Raw genomic sequence first — 19,235 nt, 5'->3', positions numbered from 1 at the left:
GCCCTCCGCTCCCACTCCTTTCGGCCAAGGAGAGTGCGTCATCAACGCGTCCAGCCCCCCTGCCGTGGAACTCCACGGCATCACCAAGCGCTTCCCCGGCGTCGTCGCCAACAAGGACATCGCGATCACCGTCCGCAAGGGCACGGTCCATGCTCTGATCGGCGAGAACGGCGCCGGCAAGTCGACCCTCATGAAGATCCTCTACGGCATGCAGAAGCCGGACGAGGGCACCATCGCCATCGACGGGGAGCAGGTCGGCTTCGCCAGCCCCGGTGACGCCATCGCGCGCGGCATCGGCATGGTGCACCAGCACTTCATGCTCGCCGACAACCTCACCGTCCTGGAGAACGTCGTCCTCGGCGGCGAGAAGCTGTACGGGATCGGCGCCAAGGCCCGCAGGAAGATCCAGGAGATCTCCGACGCGTACGGCCTCGGCGTCCGCCCCGACGCGCTCGTCGAGGACCTCGGCGTCGCCGACCGGCAGCGCGTCGAGATCCTCAAGGTGCTCTACCGCGGCGCCAAGATCCTCATCCTCGACGAGCCGACCGCCGTGCTCGTCCCGCAGGAGGTCGACGCGCTCTTCGACAACCTGCGCGAGCTCAAGGCCGAGGGCCTCACCGTCATCTTCATCTCGCACAAGCTGGGCGAGGTCCTGAAGGTCGCCGACGACATCACCGTCATCCGGCGCGGCACCACCGTCGGCACCGCCGACCCCAGGACCGCCACCACCAAGCAGCTCGCCGAGCTGATGGTCGGCAGCGAGCTGCCCTCCCCGGAGACCCGCGAGTCGACCGTCACCGACGTCGCCATGCTCCAGGTGAAGGGGCTGACCCTCCTGGAGGGCGGCGCCACCGGCGCCCCGCTGACCACCGCCGCCCCGGCCGACCCGGCCGCCGCCGTGACGGTGCACGAGGAGGTCGCGGTCGGCCGCAAGCTCCTCGACGACGTCTCGCTCACCATCCACAAGGGCGAGATCCTCGGCATCGCGGGCGTGGAGGGCAACGGCCAGACCGAGCTGATCGAGGCCCTGATGGGCCTGCGCTCGCCCGACGCCGGCGCCATCAGCCTGGACGGCGCGGACATCTCGGCGCTCCCGGTGCGCAAGCGCCGCGAGGGCGGCATCGGCTACATCCCCGAGGACCGCCACCGCCACGGCCTGCTCCTGGAGGCCCCCCTCTGGGAGAACCGGATCCTCGGCCACGTCACCGAGGCGCCCAACTCCAAGCGCGGCATCCTCGACCCGAAGGCCGCCCGCCAGGACACCGAGCGGATCGTCCGCGAGTACGACGTCCGCACCCCGGGCATCGACGTGACCGCGGCCTCCCTCTCCGGCGGCAACCAGCAGAAGCTGATCGTCGGCCGCGAGATGAGCCACAACCCCAAGTTCCTGATCGCCGCCCACCCCACCCGCGGTGTGGACGTCGGCGCGCAGGCGCAGATCTGGGACGCGATCCGCGACGCCCGCCGCGAGGGCCTGGCCGTCCTGCTGATCTCGGCCGACCTCGACGAGCTGATCGGCCTCTCCGACACCCTCCGGGTCATGTACCGCGGCAAGCTCGTCGCGGACGCGGACCCCGCCACCATCACGCCCGAGCAGCTGGGCTCCGCCATGACCGGCGCCGCCAGCGGCCACCTCGAAGGCGGCGAAGAGCAGCCCGAGCAGTCCGAGCAGTCCGAAGACGGTGACGCCCGATGATGAAGATCGACAAGGACAAGCTGATCATCGGGGCCGCCGGCCCGGTGCTCGCGCTCGTCTCCTCGTTCGTGCTCACCATGCTGGTGCTGCTCGCCACGGGTCTCGACCCGATCGAGCCGATCCAGCTGATGATCGAGAACGCCGGCTACTCGGACATCCAGGTCCTGATCGTCAACCAGACGGGGATCTACTACCTGGCAGCCCTGGCCGTCGCCATCGGCTTCCGGATGAACCTCTTCAACATCGGCGTCGACGGCCAGTACCGCCTCGCCGCGATGGTCTCGGCCGTGGTCGGCGCCGCGGTCGAGCTGCCCGGCCCGCTGCACATCCTGCTGATCGTGGTCGTCGCGATCCTCACCGGTGCCTTCTGGGCCGGCATCGCCGGCATCCTGAAGACCACCCGCGGCGTCTCCGAGGTCGTCTCGACGATCATGCTGAACGCCATCGCGACCTCCCTGATCGCCTGGCTGATCCTGCCGGACAACTTCGGCGTCCAGCCGGAGGGCTCCAACGACCTCACCACCGGTGAGATCGCCGAGTCCGGCTGGTTCCCCGGCATCGACATGGGCCAGGGCAACGGCGTGATCTACGGCTTCACCTTCGTCGCCCTCGCCCTCGGCGTCGTCTACTGGTTCGTCCTCAACCGCACCCGCTTCGGCTTCGACCTGCGCGCCACCGGCGAGAGCGAGTCGGCGGCCCAGGCCAGCGGCGTCGACGCCAAGCGGATGATCCTCACCTCGATGCTCATCTCGGGCGGGCTCGCCGGCCTCTCCGGCATGCCGACGCTGCTCGGCGACACCCACACGTACAGCCTCTCCTTCCCGGTCGGCGTCGGCTTCACCGCGATCACGATCGCGCTGCTCGGCCGCAACCACCCGGTCGGCATCCTCTTCGCGGCCCTGCTCTTCGCGTTCCTCGACAAGGCGTCCTCGAACCTGGACGTCTCGGGCTACCCGAAGGAGATCACGCAGATCATGCAGGGCATCATCGTGATCGCCGTGGTCGTCTCCTACGAACTCGTCCGCCGTTACGGCACCCGCCGCCAGCAGCAGAAGGTCGGCGAGGAGCTCGCCGCCGGTGGTGCCATCAAGACCGACAAGGAGGTCTCGGCATGAGCACCGCCACCGCCGCCAAGCCGAGCGCCGCACCGAAGAAGACCGGGCGCCGCAAGCTCACCTGGCCGTGGATCCTGCTGATCGTCGCGGCCGGCCTCGTCCTCTTCTCGCTCGTCCGCGTCATCTCCGGCGCCGACGACCTGACCTCCGTCGGCCAGGTCTCCGGCGCGCTCCAGCTCGCCGTCCCGATCGGCCTCGCCGGCCTCGGCGGCCTGTGGTCCGAGCGCGCGGGCGTCGTCAACATCGGCCTCGAAGGCATGATGATCCTCGGCACCTGGTTCGGTGCCTGGGCCGGCTACCAGTGGGGCCCCTGGGTGGGCGTCCTCTTCGGCCTGATCGGCGGCGCCATCGGCGGTCTGCTGCACGCGATCATCACGGTCACCTTCAACGTGAACCACATCGTCTCCGGCGTGGCGATCAACATCCTCGCGGCCGGCTTCACGATGTACCTGTCGAACTTCACGTTCGGCGAGGCCGAGGGCGGCTCCTCCAAGCAGTCCCCGCGCATCGACCAGATCACCCAGATCACCATCCCGGGGCTCTCGGACTGGCTCCAGGACCTCCAGCAGAAGCACTGGTTCCTGATCTCCGACATCGCCGGCATCCTCGGCGGCCTGGTCACCAACCTCTCGCTGCTCACCGTCGTCGCGATCCTCCTGATCCCGGCCACCTGGTGGGTGCTGTGGCGCACGGCCTTCGGCCTGCGGCTCCGCTCCTGCGGCGAGAACCCGGTCGCCGCCGAGTCCCTCGGCGTCAACGTCTACAAGTACAAGTACATCGCGGTCACCGCCTCCGGCGCCCTCGCCGGCCTCGGCGGCGCCTTCCTCGCGATCGTCGCCACCGGCATCTACCAGGAGGGCCAGACCGGCGGCCGCGGCTACATTGGCCTCGCCGCGATGATCTTCGGCAACTGGATGCCCGGCGGCATGGCGCTCGGCGCCGGCCTCTTCGGCTTCACCGACAGCCTCAAGCTGCGCGGTGGCGCCGAGAACGTCCACGCGCTGCTGCTGCTCGTCGCCCTGCTCCTGGTGCTCGCCGCCGCCTGGCAGCTGTACAAGAAGAAGTACGTGCCCGCCGTGGTCTCCGCCGTCTTCGCGGTCGGCTTCTTCCTCTGGTACGCGCTGACCGACGAGGTCCCGAGCCAGTTCGTCGACGCCGCCCCGTACGTCACCACCCTGCTCGTGCTCGCCCTGTCGGCACAGCGGCTGAGGATGCCCAAGGCGGACGGCCTGCCCTATCGGAAGGGCCAGGGCAAGTGACGACGCCCGCCGCCGAGCCCGACTGGGAGGCCCTGCGGACGGAGGCCCGGGCCGCGATGGCCCGCGCCTACGCCCCGTACTCGGGCTACCCGGTCGGCGCGGCCGCCCGGGTCGACGACGGCCGGACGGTCTCCGGCTGCAACGTCGAGAACGCCTCCTTCGGCCTCGGCCTCTGCGCCGAGTGCGGCCTGGTCTCGCAGCTCCAGGCCACCGGCGGCGGCCGGCTCACCCACTTCGTGTGCGTGGACGGCCGGGGCGAGTCGCTCGTCCCCTGCGGCCGGTGCCGGCAGCTCCTGTACGAGTTCGGCGGACCCGAGCTCGTCCTGGAGACGCCCGCCGGGTTCCTCACCCTGGCGGAGATGCTGCCGCAGGCGTTCGGCCCCGATCACCTCGCCAAGTAGCACACCGGAGCGGCCCTTCCGGCACGATGGAAGGGCCGCTCCTTCCGTTCCCCCCTCTATGCGCGTAGAAAGAGGCACCACGACATGGACGTCATCTCCGTCATCCGCACCAAGCGGGACAAGGGCGAGCTGAGCCCCGAGCAGATCGACTGGGTCATCGACGCCTACACCCGCGGCGCGGTCGCCGACGAGCAGATGTCCGCCCTGGCGATGGCGATCCTGCTCAACGGCATGAACCGCGACGAGATCGCCCGCTGGACGGCGGCCATGATCGCCTCCGGCGAGCGCATGAACTTCGACGCGCTCTCCCGCCCGACCGCCGACAAGCACTCCACCGGCGGCGTCGGAGACAAGATCACCCTCCCGCTCGCCCCGCTCGTCGCCGCCTGCGGCGCGGCCGTCCCGCAGCTCTCCGGCCGCGGCCTCGGCCACACCGGCGGCACCCTCGACAAGCTGGAGTCCATCCCCGGCTGGCGCGCCCTGCTCTCCAACGAGGAGATGCTGCACGTCCTCGACACCACCGGCGCGGTCATCTGCGCGGCCGGCGACGGCCTCGCCCCCGCGGACAAGAAGCTGTACGCGCTCCGCGACGTGACCGGCACCGTCGAGGCGATCCCGCTCATCGCCTCCTCGATCATGTCGAAGAAGATCGCCGAGGGCACCGGCTCCCTCGTCCTCGACGTCAAGGTCGGCACCGGCGCCTTCATGAAGACCATCGAGGACGCCCGCGAGCTGGCCTCCACCATGGTCGCGCTCGGCACCGACAGCGGCGTGAAGACGGTCGCGCTCCTCACCGACATGTCGACCCCGCTCGGCCTGACGGCCGGCAACGCCCTGGAGGTCCGCGAGTCCGTCGAGGTCCTCGCGGGCGGCGGCCCGAAGGACGTCGTCGACCTGACGGTCGCCCTCGCCGCCGAGATGCTCGCCGCGGCCGGCATCAAGGACGCCGACCCGGCGAAGGCCCTCAAGGACGGCTCGGCGATGGACGTCTGGCGCCGGATGATCGCGGCCCAGGGCGGCGACCCGGACGCGACCCTCCCGGTCGCCCGCGAGCAGCACGTCGTCACGGCCCCCGCCTCCGGCGTCCTGACCCGCCTCGACGCGTACGACATCGGCATCGCCGCCTGGCGCCTGGGCGCCGGCCGCGCCCGCAAGGAGGACCCGGTGCAGGCGGGCGCGGGCGTCGAGCTGCACGCCAAGCCGGGCGACACGGTGACGGCGGGCCAGCCCCTGCTGACCCTCCACACGGACACCCCGGAGAAGTTCGACTACGCCCTGAAGTCCCTGGACGCCGCCTGGGACATCGCCCCCGAGGGCACCGCCTTCACCCCGACCCCGATCGTCCTGGACCGCATCGCGTAACGGCTCCGGCATGTGCCGGTGACACCTTCGGGTGAACGGGACCGGTGGACCTCCGCCGGTCCCGTTCGGCATGCTGGGATCGGTGACGACCGAACGAGGAGCACACCATGAGCGCACTCGCTGTCGAGGCCGGGCAGGGCTGGGACGACGTCGTCCGCCTCTGGCACGAGATGGAGTGGCCCGAGGGCTGCAAGGTGGAGATCATCGAGGGGATCATCACCGTGGCACCGTCACCTGCCAACCAGCACAACAGCATCGCGGAGGAGATCCAGCGCGGGCTGTACCGGGTGATCCCGGATGACCTGGGCGTCTATCAGACGCAGGCCGTCGCGATTCCCGCACGCGCGGGTATGTACATCCCCGACCTGCTGGTCGCGCCCAAGGCGGCCCTGCGAGAGTTCGACGGCCACTCGATCCCGGCCGCGGAAGCGGAGCTCGTCGTAGAGATCACCTCTCAGTCGAACGCGAACCACGACCGCATCGCGAAGGCCGCCGGCTACGCGACGGCCGGCGTACCGTTCTACCTTCTGGTCGATCGCTGGGCGCCGGGCGGGCCGACGGTCACCCTCTACGGGGAGCCGACGGGTGACGTCTACCGCGTCCTGAGCGCGGCCCCGTTCGGCGAGAAGATCCACCTCCCCGCCCCCTTCGACCTCACCCTCGACACCGCCGAGTTCCCCTCCGCCTGAGCCTGCCGCGATGAGTTCCGGCCCTCGGGCCGGTCACCATGGCGTGGACACCAGTCAGCCCCTCGTCGTCACCCTGCCCGCCGCGCCCACCCGCGAGGACGTCGCCCGGCTCTGCGCGGGGCTCGCCGCCGCGCCGCCGGGCGAGGTGCGGTGCCTGGTCGACGCCGAGGCGCACGGCCTCGCCGCCGTCGACGCCCTGGCGCGGCTCGTGCTCACGGCCCGTCGCCACGGCCACCGGCTCACCTTCGACGGAGCGGGGCCCGAGCTCACCGGCCTGCTCCGCCTCACCGGCCTCGACGAGATCATCCGACGTGGTGGGTGACCTCGCACGCCCCCGTACGGGCTCAGGAGTGGGCGTGGCAGAAGGCGCGCACGGCCCGGTCGAACTCCTGGGGCCGTTCCATGTTGCTGACGTGTCCCGCGCCCGGGATCACCACCAGCTCGGCACCCGGGATCGACTCCCGGAACTGCCGCGCCACGGCCAGTGGCGAGCGCACGTCCTGCTCTCCCCAGATCAGCAGGGTGGGCACGGAGACGGCGGGCAGGAGATCCCGCTGGTCCGTCTCGGCCATGAGGAGCAACTGCGCCCGCATGGTGTCCGGGCGGACGTCGGCCCCCATCGCGTCCAACAGCGGTACGTAGGCGGCGGGCCGCTCGCCGGCGAACAGTCCGGGCAGCGTCGGATCGAACGCACCGCGCGGAGCGTCCAGCATCCGGCGCGCGCCCTCGACCCGGGCCCGCACTTCCTGCGCCGACAAGGACCCCTTCCAGCCCGCGTAGGTGTCGGCGAGCACCAGCGTCCTCACGAGGTCCGCGTGCCGGCGGTAGAACTCCAGGGCGAGGGTGCCGCCCCAGGACAGACCGGCGATGTGCGCCGGACCGAGCCGCAGGGACTCCACGACCGCGGCCAGACAGTGCGCGTAGTCCGCGAGCCCGTAGGACTCCGGCAGGTCGGAGGAGCGGCCCGCTCCCGGCTCGTCCCAGGCCACGACCGTGAACGCGTCCGCCAGGGAGTCGAGCTGCGGCCGCCAGAGGCGGGCGTCCGAGGCCGCACCGTGGAGGAACACGACCGGCGGACCCTCGCCCGCGCGGTCGTAAGCGACCCTCAGCCCCTCGACCCGCACCGTCGGCATGGGTTCAGGGTACGACGGCCCACCGGCGCTGTCCCGAGGGCGAGGACCGTCAGGCGTCCAGCCGCTCCGGCAGGTCGAAGAGCGGGAACCAGCGCGGGGTGTCCAGGAAGAAGTCCATCCCGGCCACCTTGCCGTCCCGCAGCTCCAGGACGATCAGCGCCCACGGGCTGTAGCCGCCCTCCGGGTCCGGGTGGTAGTGCGCGAAGGCCGGTGAGCCGTTGGCGACCGTCGGCACCAGCTTCGAGCCCCGGCACACGTCGCCGACGCCGAGCATCCAGCCCACGATGTCGTCGTGGCCCCGGAGCCAGAGGTCGAACGGCGGCATCGTCATGGTCGCGTCCTCGTGGAGGAGCGCGGTCAGGGCCCGCATGTCGTAGCCCTCGAACGCCGCCACGTAACGCTCCAGGAGGGCCTGCTGCTCCTCGTCGAGCGGGTTCGCCGCGTCGGACTCGGCGGGGGCCTGCTCGGCGATGGTCGCCCGGGCCCGCTGGAGCGCGCTGTTCACCGAGGCGACCGAGGTGTCGAGCAGCTCGGCGACCTCGGCGGCCTTCCACGCGAGGACCTCGCGCAGGATCAGGACGGCCCGCTGCTTCGGCGCCAGGTGCTGGAGCGCGGCGACGAACGCGAGCCGCACCGTCTCCCGGTGCAGCGCCGCCTCCGCCGGGTCGCCGGCGGCCGGCAGCACGCGCCCGTCCGGGATCGGCTCCAGCCAGGTGATCTCCGGCTGCTTCACGAGCTGCGCCTGCGCGACCGGCGTCGGTCCGGACAGGTCCATCGGCCGCGCCCGCTTGTTGCCCGCGCTGAGCGCGTCGAGGCAGACGTTGGTGGCGATCCGGTAGAGCCAGGACCGCAGCGACGACCGCCCCTCGAAGGAGTCGAGCGCCTTCCAGGCCCGCACCATCGTGTCCTGCACCGCGTCCTCCGCCTCGAAGGAGGAGCCCAGCATCCGGTAGCAGTAACCGGTCAGCTCGCGCCGGTACTTGTCGAGTTCATCGGTCGTCACCACGGCGGTCTCGCCCATCGCGTCCCCACTCACCCCTCACCGGCGCCGGCGTTCGGCACCGGTGAGAGCGAAGCTACCGCAGCGCGCCGACAGCCGGGTCAGGTTCCCGGCTTGCGGCCGTAGACGTAGACGTCGTCGCCGTTGCGCAGGAGGTTCCAGTACGCCTTGGCGTCGGCCGAGCGCATGTTGACGCAGCCGCCCGAACCGGGCGGGTTCCACATGGACTTGGTCGTCGAGTGGAAGGCCTGTCCGCCGTCGAAGAACTGCGAGTACGGCATGGAGACGTGGTAGATCGTCGACCAGTGGTTGATGTTCCGCCAGTAGATCTTCTTCAGGCCGGTACGGGTCTCGGTGCCGTCCTTGCCGGTGCGCACGGGCACCGGGCCGTACTTCAGGCGGGAGCCGTCCTGGATCCAGCTGAGCTGGCGGGTGAGGTCCACGCAGGCGATCCGACCCTTGTTGGTCGGGCACTTGCGGTCCTTGTTCGGGTTGGTCCCGGCCGCCTTCTGCTGGATCATCGTGTTCATGGTGCGCCAGGTCAGCGGGCCGGCGTACCCCACGGTCGGGGTGATGCCGTGCTTGCGCTGGAAGTCCTGGATGGCCTTGCAGTCGGCGGACGACTGGCGCCCGTCGACGGTGCGGCCGAGGAACTTCTCGACCTGCTTCTGGTACGGCCCCGTCGTCACGTTGCACGACGCGGCCTGGGCCGGCGAGGCCCCCAGCACGAGGGCGGCGGGCACGAGCAGCGAGGTGAGGCCGGCGGCTATGCCGGCTCTCTTCCCCGCCCGGTGCGCGAATCGGTTCATGATCGTCAACTCCCCCTAGAGTCCTGACATAGGGGACGGGCGGGGGAGCGGGTCGGTTGCACCCGGACCGGCCCTGTGACCGTACGGTCACACCGGCGTGCTCAGGCCGTCACCGGACGGATCCGGCGGGACTCGACGCGCGCGCTGTGCGAGCCGTACAGGGTGATCGAGACGACGCCGAGCACCGCCACCAGACCGATGCCGACGGTCCCGGCCCAGCCGCCCGCGTGGAAGGCGATCGCGCCGAGCGTGCCGCCGGCGCTGGAGCCCAGGTAGTAGGCGGACTGGTACAGCGCCGAGGCCTGCGCGCGGCCCGTCTTCGCCGTCCGGCTCACCGCGGAGGACGCCACCGCGTGGCCCGCGAAGAAGCCGGCCGTGATGAGGACCAGGCCCGCGAGGACCGACGCGAGGGAGTCGGAGAGCGAGAGCAGCAGCCCCGCCGCGGTCGTGGAGACCGCCAGGTACAGCGCCCCGCGCCGGCCGAGCCGGCCGACCAGCTTCCCGGCCGCCGCCGAGGAGACCGTGCCCACCAGGTAGACCAGGAAGATCGAGCCGATCACGCCCTGCGGCAGCGAGAACGGCGCCTCCGCGAGCCGGTAGCCGATCACCGTGTACACCGCGCCGAAGACCGTCATGAACAGCGCGCCGATCCCGTACAGACGCATCAGCAGCGGGTCCGCCAGGTGCCCCTTCACCGTGGCCGCGAGCGCCTTCGGGTTCAGGGTGCCCGGGGTGAAGTGGCGGGCCTTCGGCAGCAGCGCCCGGAAGGCGAGCACGCACAGCAGCGAGGTCAGGCCCACCGCGGCGAGCCCGGCCCGCCAGCCCCACAGCTGGGCGATCCAGCCGGTGACGATCCGGCCGCTCATGCCGCCGATCGAGTTGCCCGCGACGAAGAGGCCGATGGCGCCGATCAGCGCCCGGGGCCGCACCTCCTCGGCCAGGTACGCCATCGCCGAGGCCGGCAGTCCGGCCAGCGCCGCGCCCTGCAGCGCCCGCAGCGCGATCAGCACCTCCAGGCTCGGCGCGAGGGGCACCAGGAGCGCCACGCCGACCGCGACCGTCAGGGAGGCGGTCATCATCGTGCGCCGGCCGAAGCGCTCCGACAGCGCGCTGAGCGGCAGCACGCACAGGGCGAGCGCGCCGGTCGCGGCGGAGACCGTCCAGGAGGCGGCCGAGGCGGTCGCGCCGAACTCGGCGGAGATCGCCGGGAGGAGGGCCTGGGTGGAGTAGAGGAGCGCGAAGGCGGCGAGTCCGGCGGCGAAGAGCGCGAGGCTCATCCGGCGGTGGCCGGGGGCGCCGGGCGCGAGGCGGGTGTCGGCTGCGGTGTCGGCGGACGCGGGGGTGGCGGCGTCCGCCTTGGTACTGGCGGAAGGCATGCCACGAACGTAGGACGCTCCGTTTCATGCGTCCAATGCATGGATCTGCTGTAATCGTTCCCGTGGCGCATGAGTACAGGTCACAGCCGTGGCTGTCACCGAACAGTAACGAAGAAGACATGGGGCCGGTACTGGCTCCGCGGCTCGCGTACTTCGCCGCGGTCGCCCGGCACGAGCACGTGACCCGGGCGGCGGCCGAGCTGGGCGTGCCCCAGTCGACGCTGTCGCGGGCGATGGTCCGGCTCGAAGCGGACCTGGGCGTCGCGCTGTTCGCCCGGCGCGGCCGGACCGTGGCGCTCACCCCGGCCGGCCGCCGCTTCCTCACCGCCGCGGAGCGGGCCCTCGCCGAGGTCGAGCGGGCCGCCGACACCGTACGGGCCGACGCGGACCCCGCCGCGGGGCGGGTCGCCTTCGGCTTCCTGCACACCATGGGTTCGGAGACCGTCCCGGCGCTGATCCGGGCCTTCCGGGTGGACCACCCCCGGGTCCGCTTCACCCTCGTCCAGAACTACGGCGAGGCGATGATCGAACGGCTCCGCGCCGGCGAGCTCGACCTCTGTCTGACCTCGCCGGTGCCGGACGCCCCCGACCTGGTCGGGCGCCGGCTCGACGAGCAGCGGCTGCGGCTCGTCGTCCCCGACGACCACCGGCTCGCCGGCCGTCGCCGGATCCGGCTCGCCGAGGCCGCCGAGGAGACCTTCGTGACCCTCGAACCGGGCTACGGGCTCCGCCGCATCACCGACGACCTGTGCGCGGAGGCCGGCTTCACGCCCCGCGTCGCCTTCGAGGGCGAGGAGGCCGAGACCCTGCGCGGCCTGGTCGCCGCGGGGCTCGGGGTGGCGCTCCTGCCGCCGCCGGCCGTGGCCCGCCCCGGCGTCGTCGAACTGACCGTGACCGCGCCGCGCGCGGTCCGCGAGGTCGGGGTGGCCTGGCTGGACGGCCATCCGGACACGCCCCCGGTGGCCGCCTTCAAGAAGTTCCTCCTGAGCCGCCGGGGCCACCTCCTCCCGAAGGGGTCCCAGCCGCCGCCGGAGGACTCAGGCCCGGCGTGAGCCGGACCCGAAGCCGGCCGCCAGCGGCATCCGGAGCCCGATCGGCGGCGGGGCGGCCATCGCGTCCGTCAGCGGCCGGGTGACCGGGCGGGCGAAGAGCGCGCCGAGGACGAAGTCGGCGGCGAGCGCCCGCACCTCGTCGGCGTACTGGCGCAGCCCGTGCCCGTCCGTGTGCACCTCGAAGCGGCAGGTCTCGCGGTTCGCCTTCTTGGCGCGGACCGCGAAGCGGAAGGACAGTTCGGGGTCGGTGCGGGCGTCGTTCGTGCCGTGCACGATGAGCACCCGCCGCCCCACCAGCTGCCGCACGGGCTCGGGTTCGGCGGCCACGTCGTCCTCGGGCAGCCAGGGGGCGAGCGCCAGGACCGCGCCGACCGCCGGGTGCCCGGCCGCCCGCAGCGCCGCCCGGGCGCCCATGCCGTGGCCGATCAGGCAGACCGGGACGTCCCCGTAGCGGCGCACCGCCTCGGCGACCGCCCAGGAGGCGTCCGCCGCGAGCTCGGCGTCGGTGCCGTTCCAGCCCCGCCCCCGGTAGCGCACCACCTGCGGGACCAGTCCCTCCGACCGTCCCGCGCGGGCGAGTTCACGCCCGAGCGGCAGCACGGCCGCGTGCGCCCGGGCCGACGCCCGGCGGCCCGAGACCGGTTCGCCGTCCGGGAGGAGCAGCGCCACGCCCCCCACCGCCGCCGCGGACCGAGAAACCCCGACAGGCCGACCGAGCCGGGGTCTCCGGCCGTCGGCAGTCCCCACGAGTGCGTACTGCGCCATGACAGAACAGTCTCAGAAGCGGAGGTGTACGGCAGTCGTACGCGCGGTCTCTGTTACGTATCGTCCCCGGGGCGAACTTCCCTCCGGTCTATGCCCGTTCGAAGCAGTGCACGGAACCGACCGGGACGAAGCCGCGCCGCTCGTACCAGCGGCGCGGCCAGTCGTCCGCGAGCGCGGTGAGGAAGACGGTTTCGCAGCCGGCGTCGGCGGCGCCGCGCAGTGCCGTGTCGAGCACCACTCCGGCATGGCCCTGCCGCAGGTGGGAGGCGGCCGTCACCAGGTCCTCGATCTGGGCCACGCCCGTGGCCGGGTCCAGGTAGAGGTCGCCCCAGGCGGCCACCTCGCCCCACTCGTCGTGCGAGGCGAGGAAGCGTACGTCGGGCGCGCCCCGGAGGCGGGCCGCCCGGCGTTCGACCAGGTCCCGGATCACCTCGTCGGCGGCCTCCGGAACGAAGCGGCGCCAGCTCTCGGCGACGGGCCCCCTGAGGGCCGGGAGGTCCACCTCGCGCGCGCCGCCGAGCTCGGGCACCGGTCCTTCGTGGCGCATGAGGAGGACGGTCGCGCAGGTGTACCCGGCCCGGGTCAGCGGCTGCGCGCACGCCGCCGCGGTCGGTCCGTCGAGGACGTACACCGTCCGGTGGGGCAGGTGCGCGAGGAGTTCGTCGGCGCGGCCGGGCAGGGCCTCGGGGTCGGTCGGGCCGTCCACGAGGAGGTGGTTGTTGCCGTGGGACAGGGCGTAGGCGTCGTCGAGCGCGGCGAATCCGCCGGGGAAGTCGACGGTCCGGGCGGCCTGCCGGCGGGTGAAGGCGGACACGAAGCCGTGGATGCGCCGGAGTTCGGCGGGGTCGACGACGGAGGGCGCGGCGGGGTCGGCGGAGGGCGTGGCGGGGTCGGCGACCGGGCCGGACGGGGTGCTCATGCGGCCAGCGTAGGCAGCCGGGGCCCGGTCGCGCACCCGAGAAAGCCGCGTCATCTCCGGCGCCGACAGGGGGCGTTCTACGCGCGTAGGGGCTAGAGTGCGGCAATGACGAGCCAGACATCCCACGTCCCCACCGCGGACCAGATCCGCCGTGCCCCGAAGGTGCTGCTCCACGACCACCTCGACGGCGGCCTGCGCCCCGGCACGATCATCGAACTCGCCCGTGAGCAGGGCTATTCGAGGCTGCCCGAGACCGAACCCGACAAGCTCGGCATCTGGTTCCGCGAGGCCGCCGACTCCGGCTCCCTGGAGCGGTACCTGGAGACCTTCGCGCACACCTGCGCCGTCATGCAGACCCGGGAGGCGCTCTTCCGCGTCGCCGCCGAGTGCGCCGTGGACCTCGCCGAGGACGGCGTCGTCTACGCCGAGGTGCGGTACGCCCCCGAGCAGCACCTGGAGGCCGGCCTGACCCTGGAGGAGGTCGTCGAGGCGGTCAACGAGGGCTTCCGCGAGGGCGAGCGGCGGGCCCGCGAGGCCGGTCACCGGATCCGGGTCGGCGCCCTGCTGACCGCGATGCGGCACGCGGCCCGCGCCCTGGAGATCGCCGAGCTCGCCAACCGCTACCGGGACGACGGCGTCGTCGGCTTCGACATCGCGGGCGCCGAGGCCGGCTTCCCGCCCACCCGCCACCTCGACGCCTTCGAGTACCTCAAGCGGGAGAACAACCACTTCACCATCCACGCGGGCGAGGCCTTCGGCCTGCCCTCGATCTGGCAGGCGCTCCAGTGGTGCGGCGCCGACCGGCTGGGCCACGGCGTCCGGATCATCGACGACATCGAGGTGGGCGAGGACGGCTCGGTGCGGCTCGGCCGCCTCGCCGCGTACGTCCGCGACAAGCGGATCCCGCTGGAGATGTGCCCCACCTCCAACCTCCAGACCGGCGCCGCCGCCTCGTACGCCGAGCACCCCATCGGGCTGCTCCGCAAGCTCCACTTCCGTGCGACGGTGAACACCGACAACCGGTTGATGAGCGGCACCAGCATGAGCCGGGAATTCGAGCTCCTGGTCGACGCATTCGACTACACACTCGACGACCTCCAGTGGTTCACTGTCAATGCGATGAAATCAGCGTTCATTCCTTTCGATGAACGACTGGCCATGATCAACGACGTGATCAAGCCCGGATATGCCGAACTGAAATCCGAGTGGCTTTTCCGTCAGACCGCCACGACCAGCGGTTCTTCCGGCCAGGAGGGCTGAGAAGGGCGCAAGGGAGGGGTCGGAGGCCGCCGGGGAGCACGACACCCGGCGGCTTTCCGGTGTTTGCGGAGCGGAGGCGGGGCGGTTAGTTTGCGGAGCTGCTCTGCATGTCCGGATTCCCCTGTTCCGGATTTGTTCTCCTGATGGCCCGAAGCTCAGCCCTCCAAGCCAAGGATGATTTTCAGATGAAGCAGTCTGCCGCCAAGAAGCTCGGTGTCGCCGCCCTCGGTGCCGCTTTCGCCGCTGCCGCCGCCGGCACGGCCTCCGCGGCCCCGCTGGACGGCGTGGACGCCCTGTCCACCGTGGGCCAGGTCGCCCCGCTGGGCAGCGGTCTCACCCAGCTCCCCGACGGCGCCGGAGAGTCCCTCGCCGCCGGTCAGGGCGCCCTCGGCCAGGGCCTCGACCAGGGTGTGAAGACCCTCCCCGAGGCGGCCGGCCAGGCCACCCAGAACCTGCCGACCGACGCCGCCACCGGCGCCCTCGGCGCCACCCCGCTCGGTGCGGCCACCGGACTCCTCGGCGGCCTCCCGCTCGGCGCCGGCGGCCTGCCGATCGGCTGACCCGCACCACCCCACGCCGAAGGGGCGCGCACCCGGTCCATCCGGGTCCGCGCCCCTTCGGCGTACGGCGGGGTCGTGACGGCTACCAGGCCGCCGCCTTCGTCCGCGACTCGCTCGGCAGCAGCAGCCAGAGCGCCAGGTAGAGGAGGAACTGCGGGCCGGGCAGCAGGCACGAGGCCAGGAAGATCACCCGCATCGTCAGGGCGGAGGTGCCGAAGCGCCGGGCGAGCGCCGCGCACACTCCGCCGATCATCCGGCCTTCACGCGGGCGGACAAGTGCGGCCATGGTGGGCTCCTTCGTCGGATCCGGGCGGCCGCTCCGACGGGCCTCCCGATGACTCCATGGTGCCGCCCGTACCCGCCCTTCGACGTCGGTCTACCGGGCGATCGGAACCCTGGGAATCCTCGGGGTGCGACCCTGAGCCCGCTCGTTCCCGGTCACGACCCGACCCTGAGGGCGCCGCTCCCGGGACGCCTGCCGGCGCCGCATCCGCCGCCGCGCCACCGGCACCACCAGGACATGCGCGAGCGCCACCCCGAGGGTGTTCAGAAGCACCGAGTCCACGTCCACGACCTGCCCCGGCACCGCCGTCTGCAGCAGCTCCAGGGCCAGCGACACCAGCGCCCCCGCGGCCGTCGTCCGGGTCAGCGAACCCCACCCCGAGACGTCGAGCCGCCCCTCGCACATCGGGAGCAGCACCCCCAGCGGGGCGAGCAGCAGCAGTCCCTCGGCGATCAGCCGGGCCGCCTCGGCCGGTCCCAGGGCCAGATCGGCCCGGAGCCCGGCCAGCGGCACCGTGTTCGGGGCGGTCACCCAGGCCACGTCCCGTGGGAGCAGACCGCCCCAGGCGACGAGCAGCAGATGCGCGACCAGGAGCACGGACCCGATCACGCGGACGACCACGGCGGCGTTCCCGCCCGAACCTTGACGCTGCACGCCCCCCAAGACGCCGCCCGCGCCGCGAACGGTTCCGGTTCAGCCCGCGGGCGTCGGAGCGGGCGCCGTCGGCGGGGCCGACTCCGGCCGCTCCCGCAGCTCCGTCGTACAGCGGTAGCGCTTCGGCGGGTACGCCCCCGGGCCCGCGAGGAGCACGGTGTGCCCGCCCACGCCCGCCGAGCTCTCCGCGAAGGTGCACACCAGCTGCGACAGCGCCGCCGGCGCCAGGTCCTCCGGCTGCCGGCTCAGCCGCAGCGTCCCCTCCGGGTCGCCCGCCCGGCCGCCCGCCACCGACAGCGGAGCCCGTACCGCCGTGGTGAAACCGGCCTGCCGCTCGGCCTCCGAGGGCTCCGCGAGGAGCTGCGCGAGCAGCGCCGACGCCGTCCGCACCGGATCGCCGCTCGCCTTGTCCTCCGGCTGCGGCGACCTGCGGTCCACCGGCTCCAGCTGCGAACCGCACACCAGGAAGGCCCGTACCGGCACCCCCGTCGCGGGCGCCGCCGCCTCCGCCACGTTGCACGGCACCCGGGACGGGGCCGCGCCCGCGTCCACCGGCACCGAGGTCGTCCGGATCCCGCACCCCGTGACGAACACCGCGAGCGCCGCCACCGCCACCGTACGCAGCCTCACTCGTCCACCCCTTCGCCCTGCCGGGTGCCGGTGCCCAGGTCGCGGGCGACCGCCGACGCGTCCCGGGGCAGCCGCAGCACGAACACCGCGCCGTCCACCGTGCCGTCCTCGTCCGTCGAGTTGGCGGCCGAGATCGTCCCGCCGTGGATGAGCGCGTTCTCCATGGCGATCGACAGGCCGAGACCGGAGCCGTCGGAGCGGGGCCGCTGCGCGCTCGCCTTGTAGAAGCGGTCGAAGACGTGCGGCAGCACCTCCTCGGGGATGCCGGGACCGTGGTCGCGCACCGCGATGACCAGGTCCTCCTCGCCCTCGGCGGCCGGTTCGGTGCGGACCGAGACCCGCACCGGGGAACCGCCGTGCTTCAGCGCGTTCCCGATCAGGTTCGCCAGGATCACGTCGAGCCGGCGCGGGTCGAGCCGGCACACGACGCCGCGCTCCGCGTCCAGGTCCACCGCGTCCAGCCAGGCCCGCGCGTCGATGCACGCGGTGATCTGGTCGGCGATGTCCACGTCGTCCAGGACGAGCCGGGCGGTGCCCGCGTCGAAGCGGGTCACCTCCATCAGGTTCTCCACCAGGTTGTTGAGCCGCCGGGTCTCGGACACCACGAGCGCCACCGCAGGGGCGATCATCGGGTCCAGGGAGTCCTGCTCGTCCTCCAGGACCTCCGTCACCGCCGTCAGCGCGGTCAGCGGGGTCCGCAGCTCGTGCGACATGTCGGCGACGAACCGCCGGGAGGACTCCTCCCGGGCGCTCATGTCCGCCACCTTCTTCTGCAGGTTCTCCGCCGCGCTGTTGAACGTCCGCGACAGATCGGACAGTTCGTCCGCGCCGGAGACCCGAAGCCGGGTGTCCAGCTTGCCCTCGCCGAGCTGCCGGGCCGCCTCGCCCAGCCTGCGCACCGGCCGCAGCACGGTCGTCGCCGCCACCTGCGCGAGCAGCACCGAACCGATCACCGCGAGCCCGGTCGCGATCCCCAGCGACCACGCGAGCGAGTTGAGGTCCGCCTTCTCCGCCGCCAGCGACTTGAACATGTAACCGGCGGGCCCGCCGCCGTCGATCCGCGTCCCGCCCACCAGGTACGGCGTCCCGCCGCGCTCGATCCGCTGCCAGAACAGGTGGTACGGATACGGGTTCGCGTCCGTCACCGGGCGCCGGGTGTCCACCGCCTCCCGCAGCGACACCGGCACGTCGGCCAGCGTGAACACGTCCGGGTCCGAGGCCGCCACGATCGGCTTGCCCACGGCCCGCTCACCGAGCAGCAGCACCTGGTAGCCGGCGCTGCCCGCCGTCATGTCCTCGGCCGTGCGCCGCAGATCCTCCTGGGTCGGCCGCAGCGGCAGCGTCGCCACCCGGTTCTGCATCTCCTGCCGGAAGTCGTTCAGCGCGCTGTCCTGGGTGCGCCCGAGGACCGCCTCCCGGTTCAGCCAGTACGCGATCCCCGAAGCCGACACCGCCGCCGTCAGCGCCACGAGCGCGAACACCACGACGAGGCGCAGGCGCAGGCTGGACAGCCGCAGCCGCGCGAAGACCCCCCTGTTCCCCCCGGTCACGCAGGGACGTCCAGCCGGTAGCCGACACCCCGCACGGTACGGATCAGGGTCGGCGAGGACGGCACGTCCTCCACCTTCGCGCGCAGCCGCTGCACGCACGCGTCCACCAGGCGCGAGTCGCCCAGGTAGTCGTGCTCCCACACGAGGCGCAGCAACTGCTGCCGGGACAGCGCCTGTCCGGGCCGCCGGCTCAGTTCGAGCAGCAGGCGCAGCTCGGTCGGGGTCAGCTGCAGGTCCTGGCCGTTCTTCGTCACCGTCATCGCGGCCCGGTCGATGACCAGCGACCCGAAGCTCGCCGAATCCGTCGACTCCCGCTCGCCGCGCCGCAGCACCGCCCGGATCCGGGCGTCGAGGACCCGCCCCTGCACCGGCTTCACGACGTAGTCGTCGGCGCCGGACTCCAGGCCCACGACGACGTCGATGTCATCGCTGCGCGCGGTGAGCAGGATGATCGGCAGCTGGTCGGTGCGGCGGATGCGCCGGCACACCTCGAAGCCGTCGATGCCGGGCAGCATGACGTCGAGCACCACCAGGTCGGGGCGCTGCTCCTTGAGCAACTGCAGGCCGTCCTCGCCCGACGCGGCGGTGGCCACCCGGTGGCCCTGCCGGGACAGGGAGAGTTCGAGAGCCGTGCGGATGGCGTCGTCGTCCTCGATCAGCAACAGAAAAGGCACGTCCGTCATTCTGGCTCATGAGCCGTCCGAGTTCGACCGCCCGGAGGC

The 19,235-nt window shown here is 72.5% G+C and carries 21 protein-coding genes; 10 read left to right on the top strand and 11 right to left on the bottom strand.

What is annotated here, in order from left to right; all coding sequences use genetic code 11:
• Nucleotides 1–40: 40 nt before the first annotated feature.
• From AB0E19_RS21715 to AB0E19_RS21685, 7 genes are all read left to right on the top strand, one after another.
• Complete coding sequence (locus AB0E19_RS21715) at nucleotides 41–1,696, top strand: ABC transporter ATP-binding protein (RefSeq protein WP_362182936.1); 1,656 nt, start codon at nucleotides 41–43, stop codon at nucleotides 1,694–1,696.
• On the top strand, nucleotides 1,693–2,811 hold the full coding sequence (locus AB0E19_RS21710) for an ABC transporter permease (protein ID WP_362182543.1): 1,119 nt from the start codon (nucleotides 1,693–1,695) through the stop codon (nucleotides 2,809–2,811). Before AB0E19_RS21715 ends, AB0E19_RS21710 begins: the two co-directional genes overlap by 4 nt.
• The gene (locus tag AB0E19_RS21705) at nucleotides 2,808–4,070 is read left to right on the top strand and encodes an ABC transporter permease (protein WP_362182540.1); all 1,263 of its coding nucleotides are present in this window, start codon (nucleotides 2,808–2,810) and stop codon (nucleotides 4,068–4,070) included. Before AB0E19_RS21710 ends, AB0E19_RS21705 begins: the two co-directional genes overlap by 4 nt.
• On the top strand, nucleotides 4,067–4,471 hold the full coding sequence (locus AB0E19_RS21700; RefSeq protein ID WP_362182537.1) for a cytidine deaminase: 405 nt from the start codon (nucleotides 4,067–4,069) through the stop codon (nucleotides 4,469–4,471). The genes AB0E19_RS21705 and AB0E19_RS21700 overlap by 4 nt, the downstream gene beginning before the upstream one ends.
• 84 nt (nucleotides 4,472–4,555) lie before the next feature.
• A complete protein-coding gene (locus AB0E19_RS21695; protein ID WP_362182534.1) occupies nucleotides 4,556–5,833 on the top strand; it encodes a thymidine phosphorylase in 1,278 nt (425 codons plus the stop codon).
• Between the two features lie 107 nt (nucleotides 5,834–5,940).
• On the top strand, nucleotides 5,941–6,522 hold the full coding sequence (locus AB0E19_RS21690) for a Uma2 family endonuclease (RefSeq protein WP_362182531.1): 582 nt from the start codon (nucleotides 5,941–5,943) through the stop codon (nucleotides 6,520–6,522).
• A 43-nt stretch (nucleotides 6,523–6,565) separates the two neighbouring features.
• Nucleotides 6,566–6,844: an STAS domain-containing protein gene (locus AB0E19_RS21685; RefSeq protein WP_362182528.1), complete on the top strand. Its 279-nt coding sequence runs from the start codon at nucleotides 6,566–6,568 to the stop codon at nucleotides 6,842–6,844.
• 22 nt (nucleotides 6,845–6,866) lie between these two features.
• Here AB0E19_RS21685 and AB0E19_RS21680 read toward each other — a convergent pair whose 3' ends face one another.
• The 4 genes from AB0E19_RS21680 to AB0E19_RS21665 form a co-directional block, all read right to left on the bottom strand.
• On the bottom strand, nucleotides 6,867–7,655 hold the full coding sequence (locus tag AB0E19_RS21680; protein WP_362182524.1) for an alpha/beta fold hydrolase: 789 nt from the start codon (nucleotides 7,653–7,655) through the stop codon (nucleotides 6,867–6,869).
• 49 nt (nucleotides 7,656–7,704) lie between these two features.
• Complete coding sequence (locus AB0E19_RS21675; RefSeq protein WP_362182521.1) at nucleotides 7,705–8,676, bottom strand: sigma-70 family RNA polymerase sigma factor; 972 nt, start codon at nucleotides 8,674–8,676, stop codon at nucleotides 7,705–7,707.
• A gap of 80 nt (nucleotides 8,677–8,756) precedes the next feature.
• Nucleotides 8,757–9,464 carry a L,D-transpeptidase gene (locus tag AB0E19_RS21670; RefSeq protein WP_362182518.1) on the bottom strand — a complete coding sequence of 236 codons (708 nt, stop codon included), beginning with the start codon at nucleotides 9,462–9,464 and terminating at the stop codon, nucleotides 8,757–8,759.
• 101 nt (nucleotides 9,465–9,565) lie between these two features.
• A complete protein-coding gene (locus AB0E19_RS21665; RefSeq protein WP_362182515.1) occupies nucleotides 9,566–10,840 on the bottom strand; it encodes an MFS transporter in 1,275 nt (424 codons plus the stop codon).
• Between the two features lie 62 nt (nucleotides 10,841–10,902).
• On the opposite strand from AB0E19_RS21665, the gene AB0E19_RS21660 reads away from it, so the two are divergent.
• Nucleotides 10,903–11,892, top strand: coding sequence for a LysR family transcriptional regulator (locus AB0E19_RS21660; protein WP_362182512.1), 990 nt, complete (start codon nucleotides 10,903–10,905; stop codon nucleotides 11,890–11,892).
• Here AB0E19_RS21660 and AB0E19_RS21655 read toward each other — a convergent pair.
• Nucleotides 11,878–12,657 carry an alpha/beta hydrolase gene (locus AB0E19_RS21655; RefSeq protein WP_362182510.1) on the bottom strand — a complete coding sequence of 260 codons (780 nt, stop codon included), beginning with the start codon at nucleotides 12,655–12,657 and terminating at the stop codon, nucleotides 11,878–11,880. The two genes, AB0E19_RS21660 and AB0E19_RS21655, sit on opposite strands and share 15 nt — an antisense overlap.
• Nucleotides 12,658–12,745: 88 nt before the next feature.
• The gene (locus AB0E19_RS21650) at nucleotides 12,746–13,576 is read right to left on the bottom strand and encodes a GNAT family N-acetyltransferase (protein WP_362182507.1); all 831 of its coding nucleotides are present in this window, start codon (nucleotides 13,574–13,576) and stop codon (nucleotides 12,746–12,748) included.
• Nucleotides 13,577–13,681: 105 nt separating this feature from the next.
• Between AB0E19_RS21650 and AB0E19_RS21645 the strand changes: the two genes are divergently transcribed.
• Nucleotides 13,682–14,836 (top strand): adenosine deaminase, encoded by a 1,155-nt coding sequence (locus tag AB0E19_RS21645; protein ID WP_362182504.1) that lies wholly within the window; start codon nucleotides 13,682–13,684, stop codon nucleotides 14,834–14,836.
• Nucleotides 14,837–15,021: 185 nt separating this feature from the next.
• Nucleotides 15,022–15,396 carry a hypothetical protein gene (locus AB0E19_RS21640; RefSeq protein ID WP_362182501.1) on the top strand — a complete coding sequence of 125 codons (375 nt, stop codon included), beginning with the start codon at nucleotides 15,022–15,024 and terminating at the stop codon, nucleotides 15,394–15,396.
• A gap of 82 nt (nucleotides 15,397–15,478) precedes the next feature.
• On the opposite strand, the gene AB0E19_RS21635 is transcribed toward AB0E19_RS21640, so the two are convergent.
• From AB0E19_RS21635 to afsQ1, 5 genes are all read right to left on the bottom strand, one after another.
• Nucleotides 15,479–15,682 (bottom strand): PspC domain-containing protein, encoded by a 204-nt coding sequence (locus AB0E19_RS21635; protein WP_360601528.1) that lies wholly within the window; start codon nucleotides 15,680–15,682, stop codon nucleotides 15,479–15,481.
• A 90-nt stretch (nucleotides 15,683–15,772) separates the two neighbouring features.
• Nucleotides 15,773–16,333, bottom strand: coding sequence for a VanZ family protein (locus AB0E19_RS21630; RefSeq protein WP_362182498.1), 561 nt, complete (start codon nucleotides 16,331–16,333; stop codon nucleotides 15,773–15,775).
• 39 nt (nucleotides 16,334–16,372) lie between these two features.
• Entirely contained in the window at nucleotides 16,373–16,963 is a 591-nt protein-coding gene (locus AB0E19_RS21625) for a hypothetical protein (protein WP_362182495.1), read from the bottom strand.
• A complete protein-coding gene (locus AB0E19_RS21620) occupies nucleotides 16,960–18,513 on the bottom strand; it encodes an ATP-binding protein (protein ID WP_362182492.1) in 1,554 nt (517 codons plus the stop codon). Before AB0E19_RS21620 ends, AB0E19_RS21625 begins: the two co-directional genes overlap by 4 nt.
• Nucleotides 18,510–19,187 carry a two-component system response regulator AfsQ1 gene (gene afsQ1, locus AB0E19_RS21615; RefSeq protein ID WP_346768298.1) on the bottom strand — a complete coding sequence of 226 codons (678 nt, stop codon included), beginning with the start codon at nucleotides 19,185–19,187 and terminating at the stop codon, nucleotides 18,510–18,512. The genes AB0E19_RS21620 and afsQ1 overlap by 4 nt, the downstream gene beginning before the upstream one ends.
• Between the last annotated feature and the right edge of the window lie 48 nt (nucleotides 19,188–19,235).

Source organism: Streptomyces sp. NPDC047974 (genome assembly GCF_040653375.1).
Classification (GTDB): Bacteria; Actinomycetota; Actinomycetes; order Streptomycetales; family Streptomycetaceae; genus Streptomyces.
This window is presented reverse-complemented; position numbering and strand designations above follow the sequence as displayed.

Excerpts from the sequence above, each read along its gene's own strand:
- AB0E19_RS21675 (WP_362182521.1), bottom strand. The coding sequence starts at position 8,676 with ATGGGCGAGACCGCCGTGGTGACGACCGATGAACTCGACAAGTACCGG.
- AB0E19_RS21665 (WP_362182515.1), bottom strand. The coding sequence starts at position 10,840 with ATGCCTTCCGCCAGTACCAAGGCGGACGCCGCCACCCCCGCGTCCGCC.
- AB0E19_RS21645 (WP_362182504.1), top strand. The coding sequence starts at position 13,682 with ATGACGAGCCAGACATCCCACGTCCCCACCGCGGACCAGATCCGCCGT.
- AB0E19_RS21640 (WP_362182501.1), top strand. The coding sequence starts at position 15,022 with ATGAAGCAGTCTGCCGCCAAGAAGCTCGGTGTCGCCGCCCTCGGTGCC.
- AB0E19_RS21705 (WP_362182540.1), top strand. The coding sequence starts at position 2,808 with ATGAGCACCGCCACCGCCGCCAAGCCGAGCGCCGCACCGAAGAAGACC.
- AB0E19_RS21690 (WP_362182531.1), top strand. The coding sequence starts at position 5,941 with ATGAGCGCACTCGCTGTCGAGGCCGGGCAGGGCTGGGACGACGTCGTC.
- AB0E19_RS21695 (WP_362182534.1), top strand. The coding sequence starts at position 4,556 with ATGGACGTCATCTCCGTCATCCGCACCAAGCGGGACAAGGGCGAGCTG.
- AB0E19_RS21655 (WP_362182510.1), bottom strand. The coding sequence starts at position 12,657 with ATGGCGCAGTACGCACTCGTGGGGACTGCCGACGGCCGGAGACCCCGG.
- AB0E19_RS21635 (WP_360601528.1), bottom strand. The coding sequence starts at position 15,682 with ATGGCCGCACTTGTCCGCCCGCGTGAAGGCCGGATGATCGGCGGAGTG.
- AB0E19_RS21710 (WP_362182543.1), top strand. The coding sequence starts at position 1,693 with ATGATGAAGATCGACAAGGACAAGCTGATCATCGGGGCCGCCGGCCCG.
- AB0E19_RS21650 (WP_362182507.1), bottom strand. The coding sequence starts at position 13,576 with ATGAGCACCCCGTCCGGCCCGGTCGCCGACCCCGCCACGCCCTCCGCC.
- AB0E19_RS21670 (WP_362182518.1), bottom strand. The coding sequence starts at position 9,464 with ATGAACCGATTCGCGCACCGGGCGGGGAAGAGAGCCGGCATAGCCGCC.
- AB0E19_RS21680 (WP_362182524.1), bottom strand. The coding sequence starts at position 7,655 with ATGCCGACGGTGCGGGTCGAGGGGCTGAGGGTCGCTTACGACCGCGCG.